Source organism: Streptomyces sp. NPDC001373 (genome assembly GCF_042895815.1).
Taxonomy (GTDB): domain Bacteria; phylum Actinomycetota; class Actinomycetes; order Streptomycetales; family Streptomycetaceae; genus Streptomyces.
In genome coordinates, this window is the sequence record NZ_JBIAWQ010000003.1 from 191,432 (window position 1) to 216,913 (window position 25,482).

The 25,482-nt window shown below is 75.0% G+C and carries 24 protein-coding genes; 11 read left to right on the top strand and 13 right to left on the bottom strand.

What is annotated here, in order from left to right; genetic code table 11:
- Positions 1-83 precede the first annotated feature (83 nt).
- The 3 genes from ACFY15_RS09060 to ACFY15_RS09070 all read left to right on the top strand — a co-directional run bounded on the left by ACFY15_RS09060 (position 84) and on the right by ACFY15_RS09070 (position 3,852).
- Positions 84-1,499 (top strand): family 2B encapsulin nanocompartment shell protein, encoded by a 1,416-nt coding sequence (locus ACFY15_RS09060; RefSeq protein ID WP_390687124.1) that lies wholly within the window; start codon positions 84-86, stop codon positions 1,497-1,499.
- Positions 1,500-1,597: 98 nt separating this feature from the next.
- Positions 1,598-2,965, top strand: coding sequence for a family 2 encapsulin nanocompartment cargo protein terpene cyclase (locus tag ACFY15_RS09065; protein ID WP_390687125.1), 1,368 nt, complete (start codon positions 1,598-1,600; stop codon positions 2,963-2,965).
- A gap of 17 nt (positions 2,966-2,982) precedes the next feature.
- Entirely contained in the window at positions 2,983-3,852 is an 870-nt protein-coding gene (locus ACFY15_RS09070) for a geranyl diphosphate 2-C-methyltransferase (protein WP_390687126.1), read from the top strand.
- 72 nt (positions 3,853-3,924) lie between these two features.
- On the opposite strand, the gene ACFY15_RS09075 is transcribed toward ACFY15_RS09070, so the two are convergent.
- The 10 genes from ACFY15_RS09075 to ACFY15_RS09120 all read right to left on the bottom strand — a co-directional run bounded on the left by ACFY15_RS09075 (position 3,925) and on the right by ACFY15_RS09120 (position 13,825).
- The gene (locus ACFY15_RS09075; RefSeq protein WP_390687318.1) at positions 3,925-5,019 is read right to left on the bottom strand and encodes a M20/M25/M40 family metallo-hydrolase; all 1,095 of its coding nucleotides are present in this window, start codon (positions 5,017-5,019) and stop codon (positions 3,925-3,927) included.
- A gap of 73 nt (positions 5,020-5,092) precedes the next feature.
- Entirely contained in the window at positions 5,093-6,211 is a 1,119-nt protein-coding gene (locus tag ACFY15_RS09080; protein WP_390687127.1) for an LLM class flavin-dependent oxidoreductase, read from the bottom strand.
- Positions 6,212-6,691: 480 nt separating this feature from the next.
- Entirely contained in the window at positions 6,692-8,002 is a 1,311-nt protein-coding gene (locus ACFY15_RS09085; RefSeq protein ID WP_390687128.1) for an MDR family MFS transporter, read from the bottom strand.
- Positions 8,002-9,096, bottom strand: coding sequence for a PLP-dependent cysteine synthase family protein (locus ACFY15_RS09090; protein ID WP_390687129.1), 1,095 nt, complete (start codon positions 9,094-9,096; stop codon positions 8,002-8,004). Before ACFY15_RS09090 ends, ACFY15_RS09085 begins: the two co-directional genes overlap by 1 nt.
- A 118-nt stretch (positions 9,097-9,214) precedes the next feature.
- Positions 9,215-9,631: a hypothetical protein gene (locus ACFY15_RS09095; protein WP_390825270.1), complete on the bottom strand. Its 417-nt coding sequence runs from the start codon at positions 9,629-9,631 to the stop codon at positions 9,215-9,217.
- Between the two features lie 120 nt (positions 9,632-9,751).
- Positions 9,752-10,450 carry a hypothetical protein gene (locus ACFY15_RS09100; protein ID WP_390687130.1) on the bottom strand — a complete coding sequence of 233 codons (699 nt, stop codon included), beginning with the start codon at positions 10,448-10,450 and terminating at the stop codon, positions 9,752-9,754.
- An 88-nt stretch (positions 10,451-10,538) separates the two neighbouring features.
- Positions 10,539-11,054, bottom strand: a complete 516-nt coding sequence (locus ACFY15_RS09105) for a universal stress protein (RefSeq protein WP_390687131.1) — start codon at positions 11,052-11,054, stop codon at positions 10,539-10,541.
- A 165-nt stretch (positions 11,055-11,219) separates the two neighbouring features.
- On the bottom strand, positions 11,220-11,564 hold the full coding sequence (locus tag ACFY15_RS09110) for a hypothetical protein (protein ID WP_390825271.1): 345 nt from the start codon (positions 11,562-11,564) through the stop codon (positions 11,220-11,222).
- A gap of 142 nt (positions 11,565-11,706) precedes the next feature.
- A complete protein-coding gene (locus tag ACFY15_RS09115; RefSeq protein ID WP_390687319.1) occupies positions 11,707-13,077 on the bottom strand; it encodes a sensor histidine kinase in 1,371 nt (456 codons plus the stop codon).
- A 70-nt stretch (positions 13,078-13,147) separates the two neighbouring features.
- On the bottom strand, positions 13,148-13,825 hold the full coding sequence (locus ACFY15_RS09120; protein WP_366448980.1) for a response regulator transcription factor: 678 nt from the start codon (positions 13,823-13,825) through the stop codon (positions 13,148-13,150).
- A gap of 136 nt (positions 13,826-13,961) precedes the next feature.
- On the opposite strand from ACFY15_RS09120, the gene ACFY15_RS09125 reads away from it, so the two are divergent.
- Positions 13,962-14,573 (top strand): hypothetical protein, encoded by a 612-nt coding sequence (locus tag ACFY15_RS09125; protein WP_390687133.1) that lies wholly within the window; start codon positions 13,962-13,964, stop codon positions 14,571-14,573.
- Between the two features lie 196 nt (positions 14,574-14,769).
- Positions 14,770-16,845: a SpoIIE family protein phosphatase gene (locus ACFY15_RS09130; RefSeq protein ID WP_390687134.1), complete on the top strand. Its 2,076-nt coding sequence runs from the start codon at positions 14,770-14,772 to the stop codon at positions 16,843-16,845.
- Here ACFY15_RS09130 and ACFY15_RS09135 read toward each other — a convergent pair.
- Complete coding sequence (locus ACFY15_RS09135) at positions 16,842-18,536, bottom strand: AMP-binding protein (protein WP_390687135.1); 1,695 nt, start codon at positions 18,534-18,536, stop codon at positions 16,842-16,844. The genes ACFY15_RS09130 and ACFY15_RS09135 overlap by 4 nt on opposite strands.
- Positions 18,537-18,634: 98 nt before the next feature.
- On the opposite strand from ACFY15_RS09135, the gene ACFY15_RS09140 reads away from it, so the two are divergent.
- The 4 genes from ACFY15_RS09140 (at position 18,635) to ACFY15_RS09155 (ending at position 22,532) form a co-directional block, all read left to right on the top strand.
- Positions 18,635-19,261, top strand: coding sequence for an alpha-ketoglutarate-dependent dioxygenase AlkB (locus ACFY15_RS09140; RefSeq protein WP_390687136.1), 627 nt, complete (start codon positions 18,635-18,637; stop codon positions 19,259-19,261).
- A gap of 4 nt (positions 19,262-19,265) precedes the next feature.
- Positions 19,266-20,222: a hypothetical protein gene (locus ACFY15_RS09145; protein WP_390687137.1), complete on the top strand. Its 957-nt coding sequence runs from the start codon at positions 19,266-19,268 to the stop codon at positions 20,220-20,222.
- A 158-nt stretch (positions 20,223-20,380) separates the two neighbouring features.
- Positions 20,381-21,598 (top strand): RNA ligase, encoded by a 1,218-nt coding sequence (locus ACFY15_RS09150; protein ID WP_390687138.1) that lies wholly within the window; start codon positions 20,381-20,383, stop codon positions 21,596-21,598.
- A 4-nt stretch (positions 21,599-21,602) separates the two neighbouring features.
- The gene (locus ACFY15_RS09155; protein WP_390687139.1) at positions 21,603-22,532 is read left to right on the top strand and encodes an AAA family ATPase; all 930 of its coding nucleotides are present in this window, start codon (positions 21,603-21,605) and stop codon (positions 22,530-22,532) included.
- Between the two features lie 103 nt (positions 22,533-22,635).
- Here the strand turns inward: ACFY15_RS09155 and ACFY15_RS09160 are convergent, their stop codons facing one another.
- Positions 22,636-23,148 carry a hypothetical protein gene (locus ACFY15_RS09160; protein ID WP_390687140.1) on the bottom strand — a complete coding sequence of 171 codons (513 nt, stop codon included), beginning with the start codon at positions 23,146-23,148 and terminating at the stop codon, positions 22,636-22,638.
- 199 nt (positions 23,149-23,347) lie between these two features.
- Here ACFY15_RS09160 and ACFY15_RS09165 point away from each other — a divergent pair, with 199 nt between their 5' ends.
- Positions 23,348-23,722 carry a YbjQ family protein gene (locus ACFY15_RS09165; RefSeq protein ID WP_366454615.1) on the top strand — a complete coding sequence of 125 codons (375 nt, stop codon included), beginning with the start codon at positions 23,348-23,350 and terminating at the stop codon, positions 23,720-23,722.
- A gap of 110 nt (positions 23,723-23,832) precedes the next feature.
- On the opposite strand, the gene ACFY15_RS09170 is transcribed toward ACFY15_RS09165, so the two are convergent.
- Positions 23,833-24,432 (bottom strand): short chain dehydrogenase, encoded by a 600-nt coding sequence (locus tag ACFY15_RS09170; protein WP_390687141.1) that lies wholly within the window; start codon positions 24,430-24,432, stop codon positions 23,833-23,835.
- Between the two features lie 112 nt (positions 24,433-24,544).
- Here ACFY15_RS09170 and ACFY15_RS09175 point away from each other — a divergent pair, with 112 nt between their 5' ends.
- Positions 24,545-25,411 carry a LysR family transcriptional regulator gene (locus ACFY15_RS09175; protein ID WP_390687142.1) on the top strand — a complete coding sequence of 289 codons (867 nt, stop codon included), beginning with the start codon at positions 24,545-24,547 and terminating at the stop codon, positions 25,409-25,411.
- The last annotated feature ends 71 nt before the right edge of the window (positions 25,412-25,482 follow it).

Below are 25,482 nucleotides of genomic sequence, written 5' to 3' on the forward strand. Positions count from 1 at the left end.
CGGGCCGTTACTGTTCCTCAGGATCTGGACGGATTCCCGAATATTCATCCTCTTTTTCCGGTTTACGAAGGAGAGCTCGTCCGATGACCATTGACACCAGCCCCGAGGCGCAGCTGCAGGAACCGCCCCGGCGGCAGAGCCTGAGCACGGCGGCGGCCCGCAACCTTGCCACCACCACCAAGTCCGCCCCGCAGATGCAGGAGATCACCTCCCGGTGGCTGCTGCGGATGCTCCCCTGGGTGGAGACCAAGGGCGGCACCTACCGGGTCAACCGCCGTCTCAGCTACACCGTCGGCGACGGCACCATCGACTTCGTCCAGGACGGCGCCCGTGTCCGCGTGATCCCCCGGGAGCTCGGCGAACTGGCCCTCCTGCGCGGCTTCGACGACGTCCAGGTGCTCACCGCGATCGCCGACCGCTGCGTGCAGCGCGACTTCCGGGCCGGCGAGGTCCTCGTCGAACGCGGCACCCCCGCCGACCAGATCCACCTCATCGCGCACGGCCGCATCAGCCAGACCTCCGTCGGCAAGTACGGCGACGAGGTCGCCGTGGCCGTCCTCGCCGACGGTGAGCGCTTCGGCGAGAACGCCCTGCTGGACGCCGACGCCACCTGGGACTACACGGCCACCGCCGACACCCCCGGAACCCTGCTCACGCTCTCCCGCGCGGAGTTCTCCGCCGTCGTGGCCCAGGCGCCCCACCTCCAGGAGCACATCCGCAGGTTCAGCTCCCTCCCGCTCCAGCGGCAGAACCGTCACGGCGAGGCCGAGATCGCGATGTCGGCCGGCCACACCGGCGAGGCCGAACTGCCCGGTGCCTTCGTCGACTACGAGCTCAACCCGCGCGAGTACGAGCTCTCCGTGGCGCAGACCGTCCTGCGGGTCCACACCCGGGTCGCCGACCTCTACAACGGGCCGATGAACCAGACGGAGGAGCAGCTCAGGCTCACCATCGAGGCGCTGCGCGAGCGCCAGGAGCACGAGCTGATCAACAACCGCGAGTTCGGCCTGCTCCACAACGCCGACTTCAAGCAGCGGATCCAGACCCACTCCGGCCCGCCCACCCCGGACGACCTCGACGAGCTCCTCTGCCGCCGCCGCGGCACCCGCTTCCTCTTCGCCCACCCCAAGACGATCGCGTCGATCGGGCGCGAGTTCAACGCGCGCGGGCTCTACCCGGACCACGTCGACCTCGGCGGACAGCAGGTCCCGGCCTGGCGCGGGGTCCCGATCCTGCCCTGCAACAAGATCCCCATCACCAAGGAGAACACCAGCTCGATCCTGGCCATGCGCCCGGGCGAGGACAACCAGGGCGTCATCGGCCTGCGCCAGACCGGCCTGCCGGAGGAGTACGAGCCCGGCCTGTCCGTGCGCTTCATGGGCATCGACGAGCGGTCGATCATCTCCTACCTGGTCTCCACCTACTACTCCGCCGCCATCCTCGTCCCCGACGCGCTCGGCGTGCTGGAGAACGTCCAGATCGCCCGCAGGCGCGACTGAGGGCACACACCGACGGCCACGACAGCCCGGGCCGTCCCGGGCCGACCGAGCACGCCCGGGGCGCGGGACGGCCCACCCCTCTCACCAAGGAGCCACGGATGCCCGACCCCGGGCCTTCCCCCCAGCAGCCGGGCCCGACCGCGGCACCGGCCCGTTTCGGCGCCCCGTCCCTCGCCGACGCCCTCGCACCCGTCCGCGGACCCGTCGGGGCCGCCTCCGCCGGCGGCCGGGTCCTGCCCGCCCGGCCGGTACGGCCCTTCGGCGCCGCCCCGGTGCCGGAGGCCGCCGCCACCACGCCGGGGGCCGCCGTCACCGCGCCGGGTCCGACTGCCTCGGTCCCCGCGTACGAGCCCGCGCCGGCCGCGCCCGCGCACGCGGCGGCCGCCCTGGAGCGGATCCTGCGCGGCCCGGCCGGCCTCGGGACCGTGAGCCTGCACTGGGCCCGGACCGAGGAGCCCCCCGCCGCACCGGAACCCGCGGCGCCGGCGGCCGGCCGGCCGATCCCGGGCCTCTACCACCACCCGGTGGCCGAGCCGGACCCCGTCCGGGTGGAGGAGCTCGGCCGGCGGATCAAGGCGTGGGCGGTGGACGAGGTCCAGGCGTTCCCCCCGGAGTGGGAGGACCAGTTCGACGGCTTCTCCGTGAGCCGCTACATGGTCGCCTGCCATCCGGACGCGCCCACCCTCGACCACCTGATGCTCGCCGCCCGGCTGATGGTCGCCGAGAACGTCGTCGACGACGCCTACTGCGAGGACGGGGCCACCTCCCCCGACGTCGGCGGCCGGCTGCTCCTGGCGCACACCGCCCTCGACCCGGTCCACACGACGGGGGAGTACCAGCCGGCCTGGGAGGAGTCGCTCTCCTCGGACGCCGCCCGGCGCTCCTACCGCTCGGCCATGGAGTACTTCACCGGGGCGGCCACCCCGGCCCAGGCGGACCGGTTCCGGCACGACATGGCCCGGCTCCACATGGGGTACCTCGCCGAGGCGGCCTGGGACGCGACGGAGTACGTCCCGGAGGTGTGGGAGTACCTGGCGATGCGCCAGTTCAACAACTTCCGCCCCTGCCCCACGATCACCGACACCGTCGGGGGCTACGAACTGCCGGCGGAACTTCACGCCCTGCCCGCCATGCAGAGGGTCATCGCCCTCGCCGGCAACGCCACCACCCTCTCCAACGACCTCTACTCCTACATGAAGGAACTCAAGAGCCCCGGCAAGCACCTGAACCTGCCCGTGGTCATCGCCGAGAGGGAAGGGCTCTCCGACAAGGAGGCCTACCTGAAGGCGGTCGAGGTCCACAACGACCTCATGCACGCGTTCGAGGCCGAGTCCGCCGCGCTCGCCGCGGTCTGCCCCGACCCCCGCGTGGCCCGCTTCCTCAAGGGCGTGGCCGCCTGGGTCGACGGCAACCACTACTGGCACGCATCCAACACCTACCGATACACACTGCCCGATTTCTGGTAAACGAGGGGACTTGTTCCATGACCAGCACCGTCAGCACCACCCCGTTCATCCCGGCACCCGCCACCCCCTACCAGGGCGACATCGCCCGCTACTGGAACGAGGAGGCCAGGCCCGTCAACCTGCGGCTCGGCGACGTGGACGGCCTTTACCACCACCACTACGGCATCGGCGCCGTCGACCACGCCGCCCTCGGCGACAGCGCGGACAGCGCGTACGAGAAGAAGCTGGTCGCCGAACTGCACCGGCTGGAGTCGGCGCAGGCCGAGCTCCTCCTGGACCACCTCGGCGCCATCGGGCGCGACGACATGCTCGTGGACGCCGGCTGCGGCCGCGGCGGCTCGATGGTCATGGCCCACCAGCGCTTCGGCTGCAAGGTCGAGGGCGTGACGCTCTCCGCCAAGCAGGCCGACTTCGGGAACAACCGTGCCCGCGAACTGGGCATCGAGGAATCGGTTCACTCCCGCGTCTGCAACATGCTCGACATGCCCTTCGAGACCGGGCAGGCCGCCGGCTCCTGGAACAACGAGTCGAGCATGTACGTCGACCTGCACGACCTCATGGCCGAGCACTCCCGCGTCCTCGCCGTCGGCGGCCGCTACGTCACCATCACCGGCTGCTGGAACCCGCGCTACGGCCAGCCCTCCAAGTGGGTCTCCCAGATCAACGCCCACTTCGAGTGCAACATCCACTCCCGCCGCGAGTACCTGCGCGCCATGGCCGACAACCGGCTCGTCCCGCAGGCCGTGATCGACCTGACGCCCGACACCCTGCCCTACTGGGAGCTGCGGGCCACGTCCTCCCTGGTCACCGGGATCGAGGAGGCGTTCATCGAGTCCTACCGGGACGGTTCGTTCCAGTACGTCCTGATCGCGGCCGACCGCGTCTGACCCGGCGGCGGCCGCCGACCGAGGCACGCGGGCGCCGGGCCCGTCCGCGACGGGCCCGGCGTCGCGGGTCGTTCAGGGGCGCTGGAGCGTGGCCACCAGGCCGGCGACGAGGTGCGCCCGCTCGGCCATGGCCCCGATCTCCACGTACTCGTGGTCGGCGTGGGCACCGCCGCCGACCGCGCCGAGGCCGTCCAGCGTCGGGACCCCCAGCGCGGCGGTGAAGTTGCCGTCGCTGCCGCCGCCCACCGCCCGGGCCTCGATACCGGGGAGCAGCCGCTGTGCCACCGCGAAGAGCCCGGCCGCCGCCGACTCGGGCATCGGGGGCCGGGTGATGGACCCCTCCACCGTGATCCGCGCCCCGGGCAGGTGCGGGGCCAGCGCCGCGAAGGCGGACTCGACGCGCTCCCGCTCCTCCTCCGTCTCCACGCGCACGTCGACCACGACGGTGGCCTCCGCGGGGACGACGTTCTCCAGGGTGCCCGCGGCCGCGACGGTCGGGGTGACGGTCGTACCGGCCTCGGGACGGCCGAACTCCGCGATGTCCAGGACCTGGTGGGCCGCCTCGACCAGCGCGTTGACCCCGGCCGCCGGTTCCAGGCCGGCGTGGGAGGCCCGGCCGGCGATGGAGACCTGGAAGGCGCCGCAGCCCTTGCGCCCGGTCTTGAGGCCCCCGCCGTCGGCGGCGCCCTCCAGGACCAGTACGGCACCGCAGGCGAGGGCGCGCTCCTCCAGAAGGGCCCGGGAGGAGCGGGAGCCGACCTCCTCGTCGGCGGTCATCAGAATCTCGACGCCCGACCGGTCGGGGAGCGAGGCCAGGCCGTGGACCGCCTGCACGATGCCGCCCAGCATGTCGAACACCCCGGGGCCGGTCACCCGGCCGTCCCGGACCGCGAAGGGGCGGCGCTCCAGGGTGCCCAGCGGGAACACCGTGTCGTGGTGGCCGAGGATCAGGACCCTGGGCTCGCCGCCGCCCGACCAGTGGACGTGCGGACCGGCATCGCTTTCGACCAGGACGGCCTGGCCGCCCAGACGGCGCTCGATGATCCCGGCCACGGCCTTCGCCGACGCCGCCAGGGCCTCCACGTCGCGCGAGGGGGACTCGACCTCGACGAGCGTGCGGAGGTCCTCGATCATCGCGTCGACGTCCACGGGGACACTCTTGTGCATCGTCACGTCGCACAGAGTAGTACTCCGTGCGACGTGATGGACCTCCGGCCCGGCCCCGGCGGGCGGTCCGGCGTCAGCGGCGGCTCCATTCCTCCGCCAGCAGCCGGTACGAGCGGACCCGGTCCGCGTGGTCGTGCGTGATCGTGGTGATCAGCAACTCGTCGGCCCCGGTGGCCTCCTGGAGGCGTTCGAGGTGGTCGGCCACGGTCTGCGGCGAGCCCACGAACTGGGTCTCCACCCGGTCGGCGACCAGGGCGTGGTCGGCCTGCGACCAGCCGGCGGTCAGCGCGCGGGCCTCGTCGGGGGTGGGGAAGGGGATCGCCCCCTCGGCGGTGCGGATGCTGCGCACCCAGGGCGCGTACCCGGCGGCCAGCTCGCGCGCCCCGGCGTCGTCCGGGGCCACCACGACGTCGGCGGAGACGCTCAGGTACGGCCGGTCCAGCGCGGTCGACGGCTTGAACGCTGCCCGGTAGCCCTCGGCCGCCTCCAGCACGGTCGCCGGGGTGACGTGGTAGTTCGCCGCGAACCGCAGCCCGTGCCGGCCGGCGGTCTCCGCGCTCTGCCCGCCGCTGCTGCCCAGGATCCACACCTCCACGTCGGCCCCCTCGCCGGGCACGGCCCGTGCCGCGATGCCCTCGGCGGACCGGTACTCGCCGCGCAGCAGCGCTAGCACGTCCCCGACCTGCTCCGCGTAGTCCTGCGGGCGGGCGCCGGGCAGGTTCAGCAGCTTCTGGTGGAGGGCCACGTTCGGGTGGCCGAGCAGATGGGCGAACGAGAACCGCGGCGGGATCCGCAGGCCGTTCGGGGTGTACCCCTCGAAGGGCTCCCAGCCGGCCGGGCGCGGCGCCGGCGGCCCCGCCGAGCGGCCCAGGCCCAGGTCGAGGCGGCCCGGGTGGAGGGCGTCGACCAGGCCGAACTCCTCGACCGTGGACAGCGCGGTCCGGTGGCCGAGCTGTACGGCGCCCGAGCCGATCCGGATCGAGGTGGTGGCGGAGGCGGTCAGCGCCAGGACCACCGCCGGGGAGCTCCCCGCGAGACCGGGGTTGAGGTGGTGCTCGGCGAACCAGTAGCGGGCGTAGCCGAACCGCTCGGTCTGACGGGCCAGGTCGATGCTGTGGTGCAGGGCGTCGGCGGCGGTGGAGCCGGAGGGGATCGGGATGAGGTCGAGGACCCCGAGGGGGATGCGGGACATGGCCGGGTCTCCTTGCGGACCGGGTGGCGGGGGAGCGGGGCCGGGGACCTCGCGGTGCGGCACCGGCGCGATCCCCGACGGAACAGTTCTAGCGACCCGCGGGGGCGGCGTCGACAAGATCGTCGGTGCTCGGCCGGACACTCCGCCCGCTCTGGCCGAAACCCCGGGGGTGGCGCGCCGGGCGGCCGGGCGGCTCACGGAGCCCGGGCCCCTGGCACGGCGGGCCCGAGGCGGTCGCGCAGGGTGCTGCCGCCGTACTCGGTGCGGAAGCCCACGCGTTCCCGGAGCAGCGGGGCGACGGTGTCGACGCATCCCTCCAGCCCTGACCGTGCCGCGCGGTGCTGACCTGCTGATCAGCGCCGCGCGGCACGTTGAACCGGCCTTCGGTGCCGAAGTTGCCGCCCCCGGTGTACGAGGCCCCCGGCCCGTGCGTCGGGCACGGCCCGCCGGGGTGCGGCACGGCTCCGGACGGCGACGGCCTCAGGCGGCCACGGCCTCCCGGGTGCGGGCCCCCTGCACGGGCGGCGCCAGACGGCCCGTCCGGTGGAGCCCGTACAGGGCGGCCGTGCAGCCGAGGCCGAGCCCGAACAGCGCCAGCCAGGGCAGCGCGGACATCCCCGCCGCGCGGGCCGCGTCCAGCGCCGCCCCCGTCAGCAGGTTCCCCAGCGCGATGCCCACGCCGCAGACGGTGTTGTACAGCCCGTAGTGTGTCGCGACGAGGCGGTCCCCGGAGAGGCGGACGATGGTGTCCATCTCGAAGGGGTAGGCGATCATCGTCCCCACCGCCAGGAGCAGCGCCGACAGGGCCGGGGGCACCGCCGCCAGCAGCCGGGTCCCCGTCACGGAGTCCGGTACCGGCAGCGCCGTGGCGGCCAGCAGCGGCAGGAAGGCCGCGCCCATGGCGAACAGCCCCCAGGCCAGGGCCCGGCCCGGCTCCATCCTGGCCTTGCACCAGGCGGTGACGCGGGTCTGGAAGAGGATCGTGCTCAGCCCGGAGACGGCGAACAGCACCGCCACCGCCGCCGTGCCGAAGCGGCCCTCGCCGCCGACCCGCCGGACCTCCAGCGGCAGCGCCATGTACACCTGGAAGTTCATCACGTACGAGCCGATCATGGCCACGGAGAACAGCAGGAACGGGCGGTTGCGCAGGATCCCGCGCCACTGCGCCAGCACCCCCTCCCGGTCCCCCGGCGCGCTCCCCGCCGCGGAGTCCGGGCCCCGCCGCTGCGGCAGGGCCCGGATCTGCACGAGGCTCAGCACCGCGAAGATCCCGGCCGCCACCAGGCAGGTGACCCGGAAGTCCACGCCCGTCAGCACCATGCCCACCAGCGGCCCCAGCAGGATCCCGGCCTGGTAGAACACGTTGAACAGGGCGAAGGCCTCGACGCGGCGCTCACCCGCGTCGGCCGCCAGGTAGGCACGGCTGGCCGGGTTGAACAGGGCCCCGGCCAGTCCCGTCGCGGCGGAGGCGGCGAGGAGCGCGGGCACGGAGTCCACCAGCCCGAGCGTGGCGAATCCGGCGATGCGCAGCGCCAGCCCGGTGACGATCATCGGCTTGTAGCCGAGCCGGTCGGCCAGGGTGCCGCCGATGAGGAACATGCCCTGCTGGCTGAAGTTGCGGACACCGAGGATCAGCCCGACCGTCCAGCCCGCCAGCCCGAGCGGGCCGGCCAGGTGGGTGGCCAGGTAGGGCATGAGCATGTAGAAGCCGAGGTTGATGGTGAACTGGTTCACCATCAGCAGCTGGACGCTCCGCTCGTACGAACGGACCTGTGCGAGGGTGCCCTTCATCAGGCGGGCACCCCCGCCCGCGTCAGGGTGAGCGGGTCGACCACGGCGGCGCAGCGGGTCCAGCGTGTGACCTCCTTCTCGTCCAGCCGCACGATGGTCTCCGGCTCCGGCGGCGGCGGGGAGTCGAGCAGACCGTGGGCCGCGCAGTAGTCGTCGTCGTACACGGTGCCGAGGTAGCGCTGGGGGCCGTCGGGGAAGACGGCCGCGATCCGGGTCTCCTCGGGCAGGGAGCGGGCCAGCCACCCGGCGACCAGGGCGACCGCGCCGACGCTCCAGCCACCGGTGGCGTAGTGGGAGGAGGCCAGCTGGCGGCAGGTCCACACCGCCTCGCCCGGCGCGACCCAGTGCACCTCGGAGAACTGCTCGTAGGCGACGTTGCGGGGGTAGATGCTGGAGCCCAGGCCGCGCATCAGCCGGGTGCGGGCGGGCTGGCCGAAGATGGTGGAGCCGACGGTGTCCACGCCCACCACCTTCAGGCCCGGGTACAGCCCGCGCAGGACGCGCGAGACACCCGCCGAGTGGCCCCCGGTGCCGACGCTGCACACCAGGACGTCGATGTGGCCCAGCTCGGTGGCCAGTTCGAGGGCCAGCGGGGTGTACGCGGTGGTGTTGTCCGGGTTGTTGTACTGGTCCGGGCACCAGGAGCCGGGGTGCTTGCCCAGCAGTTCGGTGACGCGGTCCCGGCGCGCCTGCTGCCAGCCGCCGGTGGGGTGGGGTTCGGAGACGACGTCGACCCGGGCCCCGTACGCCGTCAGCAGCCGGGTCATCGAGGGCTCCAGGCCGGGGTCGGTGACCAGGGTGACGGGGTGTCCGTGGACCATGCCGGCCAGGGCCAGGCCCAGGCCCAGGGTTCCGCTGGTGGACTCGATGATCCGGGCGCCGGGCTCCAGGTCACCGCGGGCGCGGGCCCGCTCGACCATGTGCAGGCCGGGACGGTCCTTGATGCCGCCGGGGTTGAAGCCCTCCAGCTTCGCCCAGAAGCCGCGCCCCGCCGGGGACAGGGGCTCGGACACGCGCAGCAGGGGTGTGTTGCCGACCAGGCCGGAGAGGGTGGTGCGGGCGGGCGGGGTGACGTCGGTGGCCGAAGAATGCATGGTTCCGCTCTCGTTTGGTGGTGCGTCGGTGGGCGCTCTCGGGAAGGGTCGTGCCGCGGCAGGGCCGAGTTCCCCATCGGGGAGCGTCAGCCTCTGCGAACGGGCGTACGGGAGCGGCCTAGAGCCGCCATCGACAGACGACGGCCAGAGTGGAACGTCCGGAACGGGCTCGGGCGGGCCCGTCGGCGGCGGGCGGCGCGGTGGCCGCGGCGTGCGCCGGAGCCGCCGGGGGCCGGGCCTCCCCGGGGGGCGGCGGGGTGCCGGCCCGGGGGGAGGTGACGGGGTCGGAGGGGGAGCAGGCGAAGCCGTGGGCCGGGCCGGGGTGCGGGTGTCCTGCAGTGCCCGTGGACCCGGCCCGGAGCGCGGCTCCAGCGGCCGGTGAGCGGTCCGCGACGGGCGCGTGCGGGGCGGGCGCGTGCGGGGCGGAGGAGCAGGACAGGGCCGCGCACAGCAGCGCGCCGAGCAGCGCGACGAGCAGGACGGCACAACGGGTTGGGACGGGGCGAAAGGGGTGTGCGTGGGGGTGGGTCGGCACCGTACCTCCGTGCGGCGGACGCGCCCCGGCCCGGAAGGGGGCGGGGGAGGCGGGGGATCGCGGGGGCTGCTCCCGGTGCGGCTGTGCGCGCGGGGTCGCCGGCGGCGTGGATCCCGGTGTCTACACCCGCAGGACGGCGGGGCTTCTGGTGACGGCCGGGGCGGTGCCGCCGGCCGGCTCGGCCGCGCGGGCCGCGTAGCGGGCGGCGGTGTCGCCGGCCGTGGCACAGCCCTCGACGGGCGCCGCCGGGGCGGGCGGGGCGTCGACGGCGGAGGCCGCCCGGGGCGGCAGGGGCACGCACTCGTGGACGGGGTGCGCCGGGTCGTGACGTCCGACGACACCCGCCGCGGGAGCCGCGGCACCGGCCCGGGGTGTACGGGCCGGGACCGTGTCGGCCGGGTTCGCGTGGCCCGCGACCGTGTTGGCCGGGACCGGGCCGGAAGAGATCGCGTGGCCCGGGACCGCGGCGGCCAGCGTTGCGTGGGCCGGGGCCGTGTGGCCCTGGACCGTGGCGGCCGGGTTCGTGTTGGCCGGGACCGGGCCGGAAGAGATCGCGTGGCCCGGGACCGCGGCGGCCAGCGTTGCGTGGGCCGGGGCCGTGTGGCTCGGGGCCTCCGTGGCAGCCGGGATGGCGTCGGCCCGGGTGGCGGCGGAGTGCGCCGGGGGCTGCTGCGGGGCGGCGTGCTCGGAGGTGCTGTGGGAGCCGCCGGCGCCGTGCGCGCAGACCAGGCCCAGGAGCAGCAGGACCAGCCCGAGCAGATGCGGCAGACCCGCGCGGGGGCGGGGCCGCGGCATGCGCGAGGACCGGGCTGTGACCACGCCGTGATCCTAGCGTGTCCCCCGCGTGATGATGGGACGCGAATCGGACAATCGCCGACCGGGTCCGTCGGCGTCGTCCCGTACGGGATCAGGCACCCGCCTCCCGAGCGTCCAGCGGGACGTGCCAGGCGTTGCGCCGCCGTACGGCCCGCAGTTCGGCCTCCAGCGGGTTCGGCGGCACCGTGAGGACGGGGCACGGCGCGTGCGCCAGGCAGTAACGGGCCACCGACGGCCGCAGACCGCGCAGCAGCCGGCCGCGCGGGCCGGCTCCCACCACCAGCAGGTCGCCCCCGTCCCGGACGGCGTCGACCAGCGCCGCCCCCGGCAGGCCCCGTACCGCCCGCCCGGCCAGGGTGACGCCGGGGCCGCCCGGGCCGAAGGCCGCGTCGAGCGCCTCGCGCAGCCGCTCGACCGCCACCGCCCGGCACTCGGGCAAGGGGGAGCACACGCAGGACGTGCGGCTGCCCAGGCCCCCGCCCGGGGCCTGCCAGGCCAGCACCGCCCACAGCTCCGCGCCCCGCAACCGGGCCTCGGCGGCGGCCCGGTGCAGGGCCGTCAGGCTTCCGGGGCTCCCGCTCACGCCCACCACCACGCGTCGCCGCACCGCCGCTCCTCCCCAGCCGATCGCCCCGCCTGAATCCGGCGGGCCGTGTCCGGGCTCCATTGAACGGCAGGGCGGGCGCGGTGGCCGTCAGCGATCCGTATGGACCCGGGCGGGAGGCGTCAGGGTCCCGTCAGGAGGGCCGGCGCGGACTCCGGGGCGTCCGGGTCAGGCGGGGTCCGGGGTCGCGCGGACCAGGACCAGGGAGCCCTCGTACGTGCTCTGCGTACGCAGGCGACCGTGACGGGCGTTCCGGGCGCCGGACTCCAGGTCGCGGCGCAGGCCCCCGTCGAAGCGCTCGCGCACTCCGTCGTCGACGAGGCTCCACGCCGAGCAGGCCCGGCGGGCGGCCGGGTCGAGGAGCATCTCGGGGCGCCCGTGGTAGGCCTCGTCGACACCGCCGGTGCAGTCCAGCGGGATCGGCACGGTGTGGACCGCGCCCCTACCGCCGAGGGCGGCGGCGATGTCCTCCACGCGCGGGTAGCGCCGGGCCTCGGACCGGGAGGGCTCCACCGCGGTGACCTCGCGGGCCGCCTTCTCGTACGATCCGGCACCGGCACCGACGTTGAGGACCGTCCGGGCCTCGCCCAGGGCCTCGGCGGCGAACCGCGCGATTCGGGTGCCGGGCCGCCGGTACGAGTGGTCCGGCGTCGCATCAGTCCGTTCCGGCCGGTGTCGGGAGCACGGGCAGTCGCAGGACCATGCGGGCGCCGCCCGGGGAGTGCTCGGCCGCGAGGGTGCCGCCGTGATGGGTGGCCAGGTCGCGGGCGATGGCCAGCCCGAGGCCGGCGCCGCCGTGGTCGCGGCTGCGGGCGTCGTCGAGGCGGGTGAACCGCTCGAAGACCCGCTCCCGGTCGGCGGGCGGGATGCCCGGGCCGTCGTCGCGGACCTCCAGGACGGCGGTCCGCGCCCGCGGCGGTCCCGAGGCGCGCAGCGTCAGCTCCACCCGCCCGGCGGCGAACCGCTGGGCGTTGTCCAGCAGGTTGGTCACCACCCGCGTCAGCCACAGCTCGCTGCCCTCCACCACGACCCCGGCCTCCGTGCGCACGCGCACAGGGACCCGGTCGCCCAGCCGGGAGTCCACGGCGTCCCGCACCAGGTCGCCCAGGTCCAGGCGGACGGACGCGGCCGGCTGCGCCGCGTCGATGCGGGCCAGCAGGAGCAGGTCGGAGCAGAGCCGCTCCAGCCGGTCGGTGTCCTCCAGTGCCCCGCCGATCAGCTCCGGCCACAGCTCGGGGTCGCGGACCGCCAGGGCCACCTCGAGCTGCGTGCGCAGCACGGTGAGGGGGCTGCGCAGCTCGTGCGAGGCGTCGGCGATGAACTGGCGCTGGCGGATCCCGGAGGACTCCAGGCGGTCCAGGGTGCTGTTCATCGTCCGGGCCAGCCGGGCAACCTCGTCGCCGGTGGCCGGCACGGGGACCCGGCGGTGCAGGTCGCGGTCGCTGATCTCGGCGACCTCCGCGCGGATCGCCTCGACGGGGCCGAGGGCGCGGCCGGTGACGCGCCAGGTCACCAGCGCCACGAGCGCCAGGAGCAGGGGCCCGCCGACGAGGAGCGCGGCGGTGGTGGTGTCGTCGGCCGCGTCCACGTCCCGCAGCGAGGTACCGACGTAGACGGCGACCGGGCCGTCCGGGGTCTGGGCGGTGACCTGGACGACCCGCTGGCGGTGCTCTCCGCCGAGCGGGCGGATCCGCCAGGTGTGGAAGACCGTGCCCGGACGCAGGGGCCCGGCCGGCCCGAGCGCGGGCAGGCCGGCCAGGTTCGGGGTCGCGCGCAGCACCCGGCCGCGGGCGTTGACCACCTGAACGAAGTCGGCGCCGTGCAGCGGCGCCCGCATCCGGTCGAGGCGGCCGCCGGAGGCGAGCTGCGCGACGGCGGAGGCCTGCTCCTCGGCGTCGCGCTCGGCGTTGCGCAGCATGCCGGCCCTGAGCAGCCCCAGCAGCGCGACCGAGGCCAGGGCCAGGGCCACGGCCACGACGACGACGGCGCCGGCGGTGGCCCGCGCGCGGACCGTGGTGGGCCGCAGCCGGCGCAGCAGCGACCGGCACCGGCGCAGCGGCGGGGCCAGGGCGCGCGGTGCGCGCACCGCCGCGGTCTCAGCCACCGTCGGCCGCCAGCCGGTAACCGACGCCGCGCACCGTCTCCAGGGCGGACCGGCCGAACGGCGCGTCGATCTTCCGGCGCACCGCGCTGACGTGCACCTCGACCACGTTGGGATCGCCGTCGAAGGCGCTGTCCCACACCTGCTCCAGGATCTCCCGCTTGGGCACCACCTCGCCCGGCCGCCGGGCCAGGTACTCCAGTACCGCGAACTCCCTCGCCGTCAGCCGTATCTCCGTGTCCCCGCGCGAGCACAGGTGGCGGGCCGGGTCCAACAGGAGGTCGCCGACCCGGAGCGCCTGCGGGCCCCGGCGGCCGGTGCGCCGGCCCAGCGCGCGCAGCCGGGCGACCAGGACCAGGTAGGAGAAGGGCTTGGAGAGGAAATCGTCGGCCCCGGTGTCGAGGGCCTCCGCCTCGTCGTACTCGCCGTCCTTCGCGGTGAGCATCAGGATCCCCGACTCGTTGCCGGCCGCGCGGAGCCTGGCGCAGACCCGGTAGCCGTTGAGGCCGGGCAGCATGATGTCGAGCACGATCAGGTCGTAGTCGTGCTCGCAGGCCATCCACAGCCCCTGCGGGCCGTCGTGGGCCACGTCCACCGAGAACCCCTCGGACTGGAGGCCCCGCTGCAGGGCAGCGGCGAGCCGCCGTTCGTCCTCCACCACCAGTACGCGCATGCCGACCAGGGTCTCAGGCCCGGCCGGCGCTTTGCTGAAGGGGTCTTCAGCAGGCTTCAGGTGGGCTTCAGCATCGCCTCGGCAGGCTCTGGGGCGAGCCGGGTGCGGTGCCCGGTGGTTCCCGAGGAGTCCCGCCATGTCAGAGTCCTTCCCGCAGCCCGAGCAGAGCCCCGAGCCGCAGACCGAGGCCGTCGCCGGTGACGGCGCGGCCAAGCGCAAGGGCCGCCTGGGCCGCGTGGTGCCCCGCGGCGCCGGCGCGCGCTGGGCGGTGGCCGGAGCGGCCGCCGCGGTGATCGTGGGCGGCGGGGCCGCGGCCGTGGCGGTCGCCGGCCACCACCACGGCCACCACGACCCGATGGCCAAGGGCGGTCGCATGGCCTGGTCCGAGCCCGATCAGGGCGGCGGCCACGGCGGCAGGTACGGCGGCGGCCACGGCGGCCCCCAGGGCGAGCGCCCCCACCCGAAGAAGCCGAAGGTACGGGACGGCGCCGGCGCGCGCGGGGACTTCGCGAAGAAGGTCCCGGCGGCCCCCGCCCCGCTGCCCCAGCTGCCGATCGACCAGGCCGCGCAGAAGGCGGCCGCGGCCGTCCCCGGCGGCAAGGTCGAGTCCCTGCGCGCGATACCGCAGGAGGGCGGCGGCAGCGCCTGGAAGGCCGTGGTCCTCGGCCCGGACGGCGTCCGCCACGCGGTGACCCTCTCCGGCACGGACGGCACCCCCACCGCGAACACCCCCCTCTCGAAGGCCTAGCCCGCCCGGCCCGGCGCCCCTCCCGGTCGGGCGCGCCGGGCCACCTCGGGGGCGTGCCCGGGGGCGGCCGGGCGGCCGCCCGCCGCGCGTCCCGGGGGCCGCCCCGGGGGATGGCGCGCAGAATGTAGGGGGAGCCCTCCGCCCCCGTCCGGGCGGACGCGGCCATTGGGCGTGCCCCGGGCAGAGGAGGCGTCTCGTGCCGTCGGACCAGCCGGGGGGCGCGCCGTCTGCCGGGCCGCTCCGCTCCGAGCCCGGGTCGCTGCTGGAGCACGTGCCCGTTGCCGTCCTCGGTCTGGACCCGGCGGGCCGGGTCCGCTACTGGGGCCCGGGCGCGCAGGAGCTCTTCGGCTACGAGGCGCCCGCCGCGCTGGCCCGCCCCGCCGCCGCCCTCTTCCCGGAGCCGGACGACGGCCCCGGCCCGGCCGAGCGGCTGGTGGAGCGGGCCCTGGCCCTGGGCTACTGGCGGGTCCGGCTGCCCGTCCTGCACCGCGACGGCACCGTCTTCGACTGCGGCTTCCGCGCCTTCCCGGTGACCGGCGCCGCCGACCGCGACGACGGCACGGTGGTCATGGCCCTGGCCAGCAGGGGCGACGAACTCGACCGGGTCAAGACGAACCTCGCCTTCCTCGACGCCCTCTTCGAGACCTGCCCCATCGGGCTGGTCATGCTCGACGAGGAGCTGCGCTACGTCCACCTCAACCAGGCGCTGGCCGACATGGACGGGATCCCCGTCGCCGACCACCTGGGCCGCGACACCGGTGAGATCATGATCACCGCCGACGGCGGCGAGTTCCGCCGGATGCTGCGCGCCGTCGCCGACGAGGGCCGCCCCCTGGTCGGCGTCCTGGTCGGGATGCGCACCGCCGGCCGCCCCGACGTGGACCAGGTGCGCTCCGTCAGCCTCTTCCCCCTCAGCGGGGCGGTCGGGACGGGGCGCGGGGTGGGCGGTCTGCTCGTCGACGTCACCGACCGGGAACGGGCCCTGCTGGAGGCCACCGCGGCCCGCCGGCGCCTGGCCCTGCTGGACCGGGCCAGCGCCCGCATCGGCACCACCCTGGACGTGGACACCACCGCCCGCGAGCTGGTCGACGCCACCGTGCCGGACTTCTGCGACGGCTCCGTCGTGGAGATGGTCGAGTGGATGTACCCGTCCGAGGCCTTCGACCCGGACCTGCCCCTGATCACCCGCCGGATCGCGGCCGGCACCGTCCTGCCGCCGCCCGCCGCCGGACTGCTGTCCTCCCTGGACCGGGTGACGTACCCGCCGGGCTCCAGCGTCCACCGGATGCTGAGCACCGGGCGCCCGGTCTGCGTCACCGTCGACGAGTTCACCGCCCGGACCGTCGGCCGGCACCAGCGGGCCCGGCAGATCCTCGACAGCGGCCTGGCCTGCGTCCTCGTCGCCCCGCTCATCGCCCGCGGCCACGTCCAGGGCATCGCCCTCTTCGGCCGGTCCGCCGCCCGGCCCGCCTTCGCGGGGCAGGACCTCGGCCTCGCCGGCGAGATCGCCTCGCGCGCCGCCCTGTGCCTGGACAACGCCCGCCTCTACAGCAGGGTCCAGGACATCTCCCTCACCCTCCAGCGCGCCCTGCTGCCGACGGCCCCGGACGAGACCGCGCACGTGAGCGTCGCCCACCGCTACCTGCCGGGCAGCCGCGCCACCGAGGTCGGCGGCGACTGGTACGACGTCATCGCCCTGCCCGGCGGCCGGGTCGCGCTCGTCGTCGGCGACGTGATGGGACACGGGGTGCCGGCCGCCGCCTCCATGGGCAGCCTGCGCATCACCGCCCGGGCACTGGCCCGCCACAGCCCCGACCCCGGGGCCCTGCTCGCCGAACTCGACACCACCGCCCGGGACACCGGCGTCGAACTGGCCACCTGCCTCTACGTCCTCTACGACCCCCGCACCGGCCGCGCCCGCATCGCCAACGCGGGCCACCCCCCGCCGCTGGTGCGCCACCCCGACGGCACCGTCGAGACCCTCGGCGGCGTCCTCGGCGTCCCCCTCGGGGTCGGCGGCGTCCCCTTTCGCACCACCGGGGCCGAACTCCCCGACGGGGCCGTCCTGGCCCTGTACACCGACGGCCTCGTGGAGGCCCGCGGCCAGGACATCGACGAGGGGCTCGACGCCCTGCGCACCGAACTGGCCCGGGCGGCCGGGCCGCTGGAGGAGGAGGCCGACCGGATCCTCGCGGCGCTGCTGCCCGACGGGGCGACCGACGACACCGTCCTCGTCCTCGCGCGGATCAGCCGTACGGACGCCGGGTCCTAGGACTCCTCCAGCAGGCGGGTGGCCATCGCGCGCATCTCGACCTTGCGGATCTTGCCGGTGACGGTCATGGGGAACTCGTCCACCACGTGCACGTAGCGCGGGATCTTGAAGTGGGCGAGCCGCCCCTCGCAGTACGCGCGCACGGACTCGGCGGTGAGCGGCTCGGCCCCCTCCCGCATCCGCACCCAGGCCATCAGCTCCTCCCCGTACTTGGGGTCGGGGACGCCGATGACCTGGACGTCCAGGACGTCCGGGTGGGCGTGGAGGAACTCCTCGATCTCGCGCGGGTAGAGGTTCTCGCCGCCCCGGATCACCATGTCCTTGATCCGGCCGGTGATGCTCAGGTAGCCGTCCGCGTCCATCACCGCCAGGTCGCCGGTGTGCATCCAGCCCTCCCGGTCCACGGCCTCGGCGGTCCTGTCCGGCTCGCCCCAGTAGCCGATCATCACCGAGTAGCCCCGGGTGCACAGTTCGCCGGGGGTGCCGCGCGGGACGGTCCGGCCGCTGCCCGGGTCGACCACCTTGACCTCCAGGTGCGGGCCCACCCGGCCGACGGTGGAGACCCGGCGCTCGACCGAGTCGTCCGCGCGGGTCTGCGTGGACACCGGCGAGGTCTCCGTCATGCCGTAGCAGATGGACACCTCGGTCATCCCCATCCGCTCGATGACCTCGTTCATCACCTCCACCGGGCAGGGCGAGCCCGCCATGATCCCCGTCCGCAGGCTCGACAGGTCGTACCCGTCGAATCCGGGGGCGGCCAGCTCGGCGATGAACATGGTGGGCACGCCGTACAGGGAGGTGCAGGCCTCGGCCTGCACCGCCGCCAGGGTGGCCGCCGGGTCGAAGGCCGGCGCGGGGATCACCAGCGCCGCGCCGTGGCTCGTACAGGCCAGGGCCCCCATGACCATGCCGAAGCAGTGGTAGAAGGGCACCGGCACGCACACCCGGTCCGCCTCGGTGTAGCCGCACAGCTCCCCGACGAAGAAGCCGTTGTTGAGGATGTTGCGGTGCGAGAGGGTGGCGCCCTTGGGGAAGCCCGTGGTCCCGGAGGTGTACTGGATGTTGATCGGGTCGTCCGGGTGCAGGCAGGCCCCCGCCCGGGCCAGCGCCGCCGGATCGGCCCGCCGGCCGCGCTCCAGCAGCGACTCCCACAGCGGCCCGTCGAACAGGACCGTGAACTCCAGGTCGGGGCAGCGCGGCCGGACCTCCTCGATCATCCCCGCGTAGTCGGAGCTCCTGAAGCGCTCCGCCGCGACCAGCAGTCTGGTCCCGGACTGGTTGAGGACGTACTCCAGCTCGTGCGAGCGGTACGCCGGGTTGACCGTGACCAGGATGGCCCCGATCTTCGCGGTGGCGTACTGGACGAGTGTCCACTCCGCGCGGTTGGGCGCCCAGACGCCCACGCGGTCCCCCCGCTCGATCCCGAGGTCCAGCAGTCCGAGAGCGAGGGCGTCCACGTCGGCGGCCAGCTCCCGGTAGGTCCACCGGCGGCCGGCGGCCACGTCCACGAGGGCGTCCCGGTCGGGGAAGCTCCGCGCGGTGCGGTCGAGGTTGTCCCCGATGGTCTCCTCCAGGAGCGGGACCTCGGCGCTCCCGGACGCACAACTCGACGCGACGGACACACGTACCTCCTGGGCAGGGAGCCGGGACGGCGGCGGGCGCGCCCGGCTCGTGGCCCGGCGCCCGCCCATGATCGCCTCCAGGGGCCCGTCCCGCCAGATCCCGAGGGGTGGGATTCACACCCCCCTGTAATCGAGCACATGTTCGGGTAAAGGAGTAGGGTCGAACCATGCACGCACTCCAGGGGTCCCTCTTCGACCAGACCGACGAGTTCCGGCTCGGCCCCCTCACGGCCGTGGAGCGCACGGAACTGGGGGCCGGGGCCTGGGTCGACCGGCTCCCCGGATGGCTGGCCGGCGCCGACGCCCTGTTCGAACACCTCGCCGCCGGGGTGCCCTGGCGCGCCGAGCGGCGGCAGATGTACGAGCGCGAGGTGGAGGTGCCCCGCCTGCTGGCCTTCTACCGGGCCGGCGACCCCCTCCCGCACCCCGTGCTCACCGAGGCCCGCGACGCCCTCGGCCGCCACTACGCCCCCGAACTCGGCGAACCCTTCGTCACCGCCGGGCTCTGCCTCTACCGCGACGGCCGCGACAGCGTCGCCTGGCACGGCGACCGCAACGGCCGCTCCGCCACCGAGGACACCCTCGTCGCGATCCTCTCCGTCGGAGACCCCCGCGACCTCGTCCTGCGCCCCCGCGACGGCGGCCCCACCCTGCTGCGCCTCCCGCTCGGCCACGGCGACCTCGTGGTGATGGGCGGCTCCTGCCAGCGCACCATGGAGCACGCCGTCCCCAAGACGGCGCGCGCCGTCGGCCCCCGCATCAGCGTCCAGTTCCGCACCCGCGGCGTACTGTGAGGCCATGCGCAGCCGGAGCCTTCTGCGGGGCTGGTGGGCCGCACTCCCGCCCGCGGCGGGCGGGGCCGTCATGGCCGCCGGAATCCTGTCCGTCGGCCTGGAACTGACGGGCCACGGCCTCCTCTCCCTCGCGGCGCTGGCCGTCTCCGCCGCGCTCTGGCTCCTGCTGGCCGCCGCCGTCGCCGTCCGGCTCGCCGGTGACCGGGGCCGCTTCCGGGCCGAGGCCGACACCCCGGCCGCCCTCACCGCCGTCGCCGCCACCACGGTGCTCGGCACCCGGATCTCCCAGCTCGGCCGGCAGGACGTGGCCGCGGCCCTGCTGGTCCTGGCCGCCCTGATCTGGCCCTGGCTGCTCCTCACCGGCATGCGGCACTGGCGGCGCCGCATGCCGGGCGTGGTCTTCCTCGTCTGCGTCGCCACCCAGGGACTCGCCGTCCTGGGCGCGGCCCTGTCCACCGTCCACCACCTCGTATGGCTCGCACGGGCCGCGCTCGTCTGCTTCTGCCTGGGCGTCCTCCTGTACGTGCTGGCCCTGCGGCGCTTCGACTTCCGCGAGGTGTGCGGCGGCGCGGGCGACCACTGGGTCGCGGGTGGCGCCCTGGCCATCATCGCCCTGGCCGGCGCCAAGCTCATCGCCTCGCCCGTCGGAGCCGCCGGCCCGGCCCACACGGCCCTGGGCGCCGCCACCCTGGCCGCGCTCGCGCTCTCGCTCGCCTGGTACGCCGTCCTGCTCGCCGCCGAGGTCCGCAGCCCCCGCCCGCGCTACGACGTCCGCCGCTGGTCCACCGTCTTCCCCCTCGGCATGACCGCCACCGCCTGCCTCGCCGCCGCCTCCGTGACCGGCCCGGCCTGGCTTCTCCCGCTGGGCGAGGTGCTGCTGTGGATCGCGGTCGCCGCCTCGGCCCTCACCGTCGCGGGCTTCCTGCAGTCCCGCCGGCCGCGCCGCCCGCGTTCCGGGTGACCGTCGGCTCCGCCCACCCGCAGGTCCGGCGAACTCCGCGTCCCGCACCGGTCCGGGCCGTGTCACAGCCCCGCTACAGGCCCGTGACCAGTCGTAATTAAGTACCGGTCGGTCCCTCCCGCACGTGAGAATGAGCCATCTCGAACCGGGAGGAACCCATGAGCCAGGACCACCTGACTCTCCATGACCTGATGCCCGCACAGGCACTGGCGGAGGCTGTCGACGCCGGGTACGTGACCCGCAAGCGGCACCCCGAACTGCCGCTGTCCATCTACACGTACACGCGCGCCGCGCAGTACGAGCGGGTCTGGAACCAGGTCACCACGCGCTGCCGCGGCCTCGTCGCCGACGACGCCACCGGAGCCGTCGTCGCACTGCCGCTGCCGAAGTTCTTCAACGTCGGCGAGCACGAGTCGGGCCAGCCCTACGCGCCCGCCCTGCCCGACGAGCCGTTCGAGGTGTACGACAAGGTCGACGGCAGCCTCGCCGTCGTCTTCCACTACGCGGGTCGGTGGCACGTCGCCTCCAAGGGCTCCTTCATCAGCTCCCAGGCCTCCTGGGCCCAGCGCCGCCTCGACGCCCGCGACACCGCGGCCCTCGTGCCCGGCACCACCTACCTCGCCGAGATCCTGTACCCGCAGAACCGGATCGTCGTCGACTACGGCGACCGCCGGGACCTCGTCCTGCTCGCCGCCTTCGACCCGGCCGGCGCCGAGGTGCCGCTCGCCGAGGCCGCCGTCCACTGGGAGGGCATCGGCTCCGTCGTGAAGGTGTGGCCCTCCATGCCGCTGCCCGAACTGCTGGCGCTCACCGCGTCGAACACCCTGCCCGGCGGCGGCTCCGCCACCGGCATGGACGCCGAGGGCTTCGTCCTGCGGTTCGCCTCCGGGGTCCGCGCCAAGGCCAAGCTCTCCGAATACGTGCGCCTGCACAAGCTGCTCACCGGCGTCACCGAGCGGGACATCTGGCGCAGCCACGGCATCCAGCGCTTCGCCGGGACCTCCGCCAAGCGCCTGGCCCAGGGCCTGGGGCTCTCGGTCGCCGAGCTCGGGGGCATCCGCTCCCGGGGCGGCCGGCCCCTGGACGCTCTGCTGGAGCAGGTCCCCGACGAGTTCGACACCTGGGTGCGCGAGGTGATCGCGGGCCTGGAGGAGGAGTTCGCCCGCCGGGAGCGGACCATCGACGAGGCCTACAAGCGCTTCGAGCACCTCGCGGACGACCGGGGCGCCTTCGCCCGGGCCGTGCGGGAGCTCCGGGACGGCGACCTGCGCGGCGCCATGTTCATGCGGCTGGACGGCCGCACCACCGAGCTCGTCACCTGGCGGGCCGTACGGCCCGAGACGGCCGATCCCTTCACCACCGACGAGGAGAACTGACACCGTGTCCGAAGAGCCCGAACTCCCCGTGGTCCACGTCATGACGGGGTTGCCGGCCTCGGGCAAGACCACGGCCGCGCGTGCCCTCCAGGCCGAGGCGGCCGGCCGGATGCGCCGGGTCAACCTCGACGACCTGCGGGCCATGCTCGACGTGCCGGACCCCGAGCGGGGCCGCTCGCACAGGCACGAGCAGACCGTGCTCGCCGTCCAGGACGCGGCGGTCGCCGCAGCCGTCGCCGACGGCTTCGACGTGGTCGTCGACAACACCCACCTGACGTCGCACATCCCGAAGCGGCTCAAGGCGGCCGTGGCCGGCCGGGCCAGGTTCGTCGTGCACGACTTCACCGACGTGGCCGTCGAGGAGTGCCTGCGCCGCGACGCCGCGCGGGAGCGGCCGGTCGGCCAGGAGATCATCCGGATCCTGGCCGAGAAGCACGCGAAGGCCCGAAAGGGCGGCTGGCGGCTGACCGCGGAGTGGCTCAACGACCAGCCGGCGGTACGGCCGTACGTCGTGGACCCGGCGCTGCCCGCGGCCGTGATGTGCGACATCGACGGGACGCTCGCCCTGACCGGGGACCGCGGCCCGTACGACTTCTCGCGCTGCGAGCTGGACCTGCTGAACGAGCCGGTGCGGCACGCACTGGACGCCTTCCGGCGCGGCGGGGACCGGATCGTGCTGCTCTCTGGGCGCGGCGAGGAGCACCGGCCGCAGACCGAGTCCTGGCTGCGGGCGCACGCGGTGCCCTACGACGAGCTGTGGATGCGCGCGGCCGGGGACCCGCGCCGCGACGACGTGGTCAAGGCCGAGCTGTTCGACGCGCACGTGCGCGAGCGCTACGCGGTGCGCGTGTCGCTCGACGACCGGGACCGGGTGGTGGCGGTCTGGCGCCGGATGGGCCTGCCCACCTGGCAGGTCGCCTACGGCGACTTCTGATCCGGGGTACGCGGCCGGCCGCCGTGCGCGGCCCCGCGGAGGCGGGCGCGCACGGCGGCCGGGGCGGTCGAAGCCGGTCGAGGCCGGTCCGGACCGGTCGCGGTCAGTCGCGGCACCACCGGACGGGCTTGAGGTCCTTGACGTAGCGGGCCGAGACCCAGTCGTGCTCGTAGCCGTCGCGGGCCATGCGGCCGCGGGCCTTCGTACGGCCCTCGCCGTCGCCGTCGTCGTCCCAGTCGTCCCGCTTGTCGTCACCGGGGTCGATCAGGTACCAGAGGTCGTTCCCGGCGACGTTCTCGCCGCGCGTCTTGCACTTCAGGGCGAGCGTCTCCCCCGGGTACACCTTGTACTGGAGGTGCGAGTGGGTGGTCGGCCTGCTGCGGACGCTCAGCGGCCCGCGCGAGATGACCTTGCCCAGGGAGTAGCGGTGCTTGTGGTAGCCGCCGTCCTCGTCGTAGGAGGAGTCGTCGTCGTCCCTCGCGTCGCGGGGGCCGTCGTGGCGGGCTCCGCCGTGGGTCGCCGGACCCTGGTCAGCGACGGCGGTGCCCCCGCCGACCAGGCCGAGCACCAGGCTTCCGGCGGCCAGGGCGAGGATGGTCCTGGTGGGCTTGAGCATGAGCGGCTCCTCTGGGAAGACTCCCGCCCGGCCGCGCTGCGCGGCGAGGCGCGGCGGCCCGGCGGCCGCCACGGACGACTATGACGACGGCGGCCGTGGGGGCTCCCGGCGACGCGCCGCTGTTTAGCCCGATATGCCCAATGTGTTCCTGGGGTCCGCGAAGATGCGGGCCGCAGGGTCCGCAGCCAGAGTGGGGCGCATGGGTATCGAAGACTACGGCGGCGGCCCCGGCGCCCAGCAGACCGGCGTCCTGGTCGTCACGACCAACGACGTGCCCGGCTACCGCGTCGAGCAGGTCATCGGGGAGGTGTTCGGCCTCACCGTGCGCTCCCGGCACCTCGGCAGCCAGATCGGCGCCGGCCTGAAGTCCATGATCGGCGGAGAGCTGAAGGGCCTCACCAAGACGCTCGTGGAGACCCGCAACCAGGCCATGGACCGGCTCATCGAACAGGCCAAAGCCCGCGGCGCCAACGCGGTGCTGATGATGCGCTTCGACGTCACGGACGCCTCCGACGTCGGGACCGAGGTGTGCGCGTACGGCACGGCCGTCGTCCTGGTGCCCGCCGGCGGCTGACCGGCGGGCCCGGGAGGCGCCGGCGGCTGACCGGCGGGCCCGGGAGGGGCCAGCGGCTGACCGGCGGGCCCGGTGCGCGCCGGCGCCGTGCTCACGGGCCCGGGCCGTTGTCAGTGGACCCGGTAGACCTGGCCCGTCTGCGCCCCCTCGACCGACCGCACGTAGGCCGTCGCCACGCGGGCCGCGGGCACGGCCTCCATCCCGGCGAAGAAGGGGCCGTAGGCCGGCAGGGACTCCTCGACCACCGTCGGGCTCACCACGTTGATCCGCTGCGGCGGCAGCTCGATCGCCGCGGCGCGCACGAAGGCCTCCACCGCGCCGTTCGCCGCCGAGGCGGCCGCGCCGGCCCGGATCGGCTGCTCCGAGAGGATGCCGCTGATCAGCGTGAACGAACCGGTCGGGGCCACGTGCCCGGCGCCCTGGCGGACCAGCTCGAACTGGCTCAGCGCCTTGCCCCGGAGCGTCGCCGCGAAGTCGTCGGGGGTCAGTTGGGACAGCGGCCGGAACACGGCGTCCCCGGCGGCGACCGCCACCGCGTCCAGCGGCCCGGCCTGCGCGTAGAGGCGGGCCACCTGCTCCGGGTCCGTGACGTCGGCCACCAGGTCGCCGCCCGAACGGCCTACGCCGACCACGTCGTGCCCGCGCGCCGCGAGCGCCTTGCGTACGGCGGTTCCCAGCGTGCCGCCCGCACCGACCAGCAGAATCCTCATCCCAACCTCCAAGTGCCGTGCCCCGGGGGAACCTCCCCCGGGCACCCCCGACGCTAGGGACCGCGCGGCCCGTCCGGAAATGCCGTCTGGGCAGCGACTATGCTCCACAGGCATGGACGACGTGGAACTGCGGCACCTCCGGGCGCTCGACGCGGTGGCCGAAGCGGGCACGATCACGGCCGCCGCGGCCCGCCTGCACATCACGCAGCCCGCCCTCTCGCGGACCCTGGCCCAGCTGGAGACCCGCGTCGGCATCCGGCTGGTGGACCGCTCCTCCCGGCACCTGGCCCTGACCGGGGCCGGCGCCACCCTGCTCGGACACGGCCGGGCGATCCTCTCCCACCTGGACGCCGCCCTCGCCGACACCCGGGCGGTGTCCCGCCCGCTGCGGCTCGGCTACACCTGCGCGGTGCTCGGGCGGCAGACCGTGCCGCTGATGCGCGCGTGGCGCCGTACGCATCCCGGCACCCCGCTCGACGTGGTCCGGCGCGACAACGGCACCGCGGGCCTCGCCACCGGGGACGCCGACGTCGCCGTCCTGCGCATCCGCCCCGACGACCCGCGGATCCGCAGCGAGGCCCTCTACACGGAGGACCGGGTCGCCGCCCTGCCCGACGACCACCCGCTCGCCGACCGGGACGGGGTCCTGCTCGCCGAGCTCACCTGCGGCCCTGGGCTGCCGCTGGCCCTCTGGCCGGAGGCCGGCACCGCCTCGCCCGACCTGTGGCCGCCGCACCGGCGCCCGGCCCGGACGGTCGAGGTCGGCAACGTCGACGAGTGGCTGAACCTGATCGCCACCGGCGGCGCCTTCGGCGTGGCGACGGCGGGCACCGCCGAGAGCCACGGACACCCGGGCGTCCGCTTCGTCCCGGTGTCCGACGCCCCGCCGGCCACCGTCTACCTGTCCTACCCGCGCCACCCCACGCACCCGGGGACCCCCGAGTTCCTGGCCGCGGTCCGGGAAGCGGTCAGCGGCTGAGGCCCTTTCGGGCGTTCCCGGGGACGGGCCGCCCCCGCGGCGGGCATCCTGCGCACAGGGCCCCGGCACGG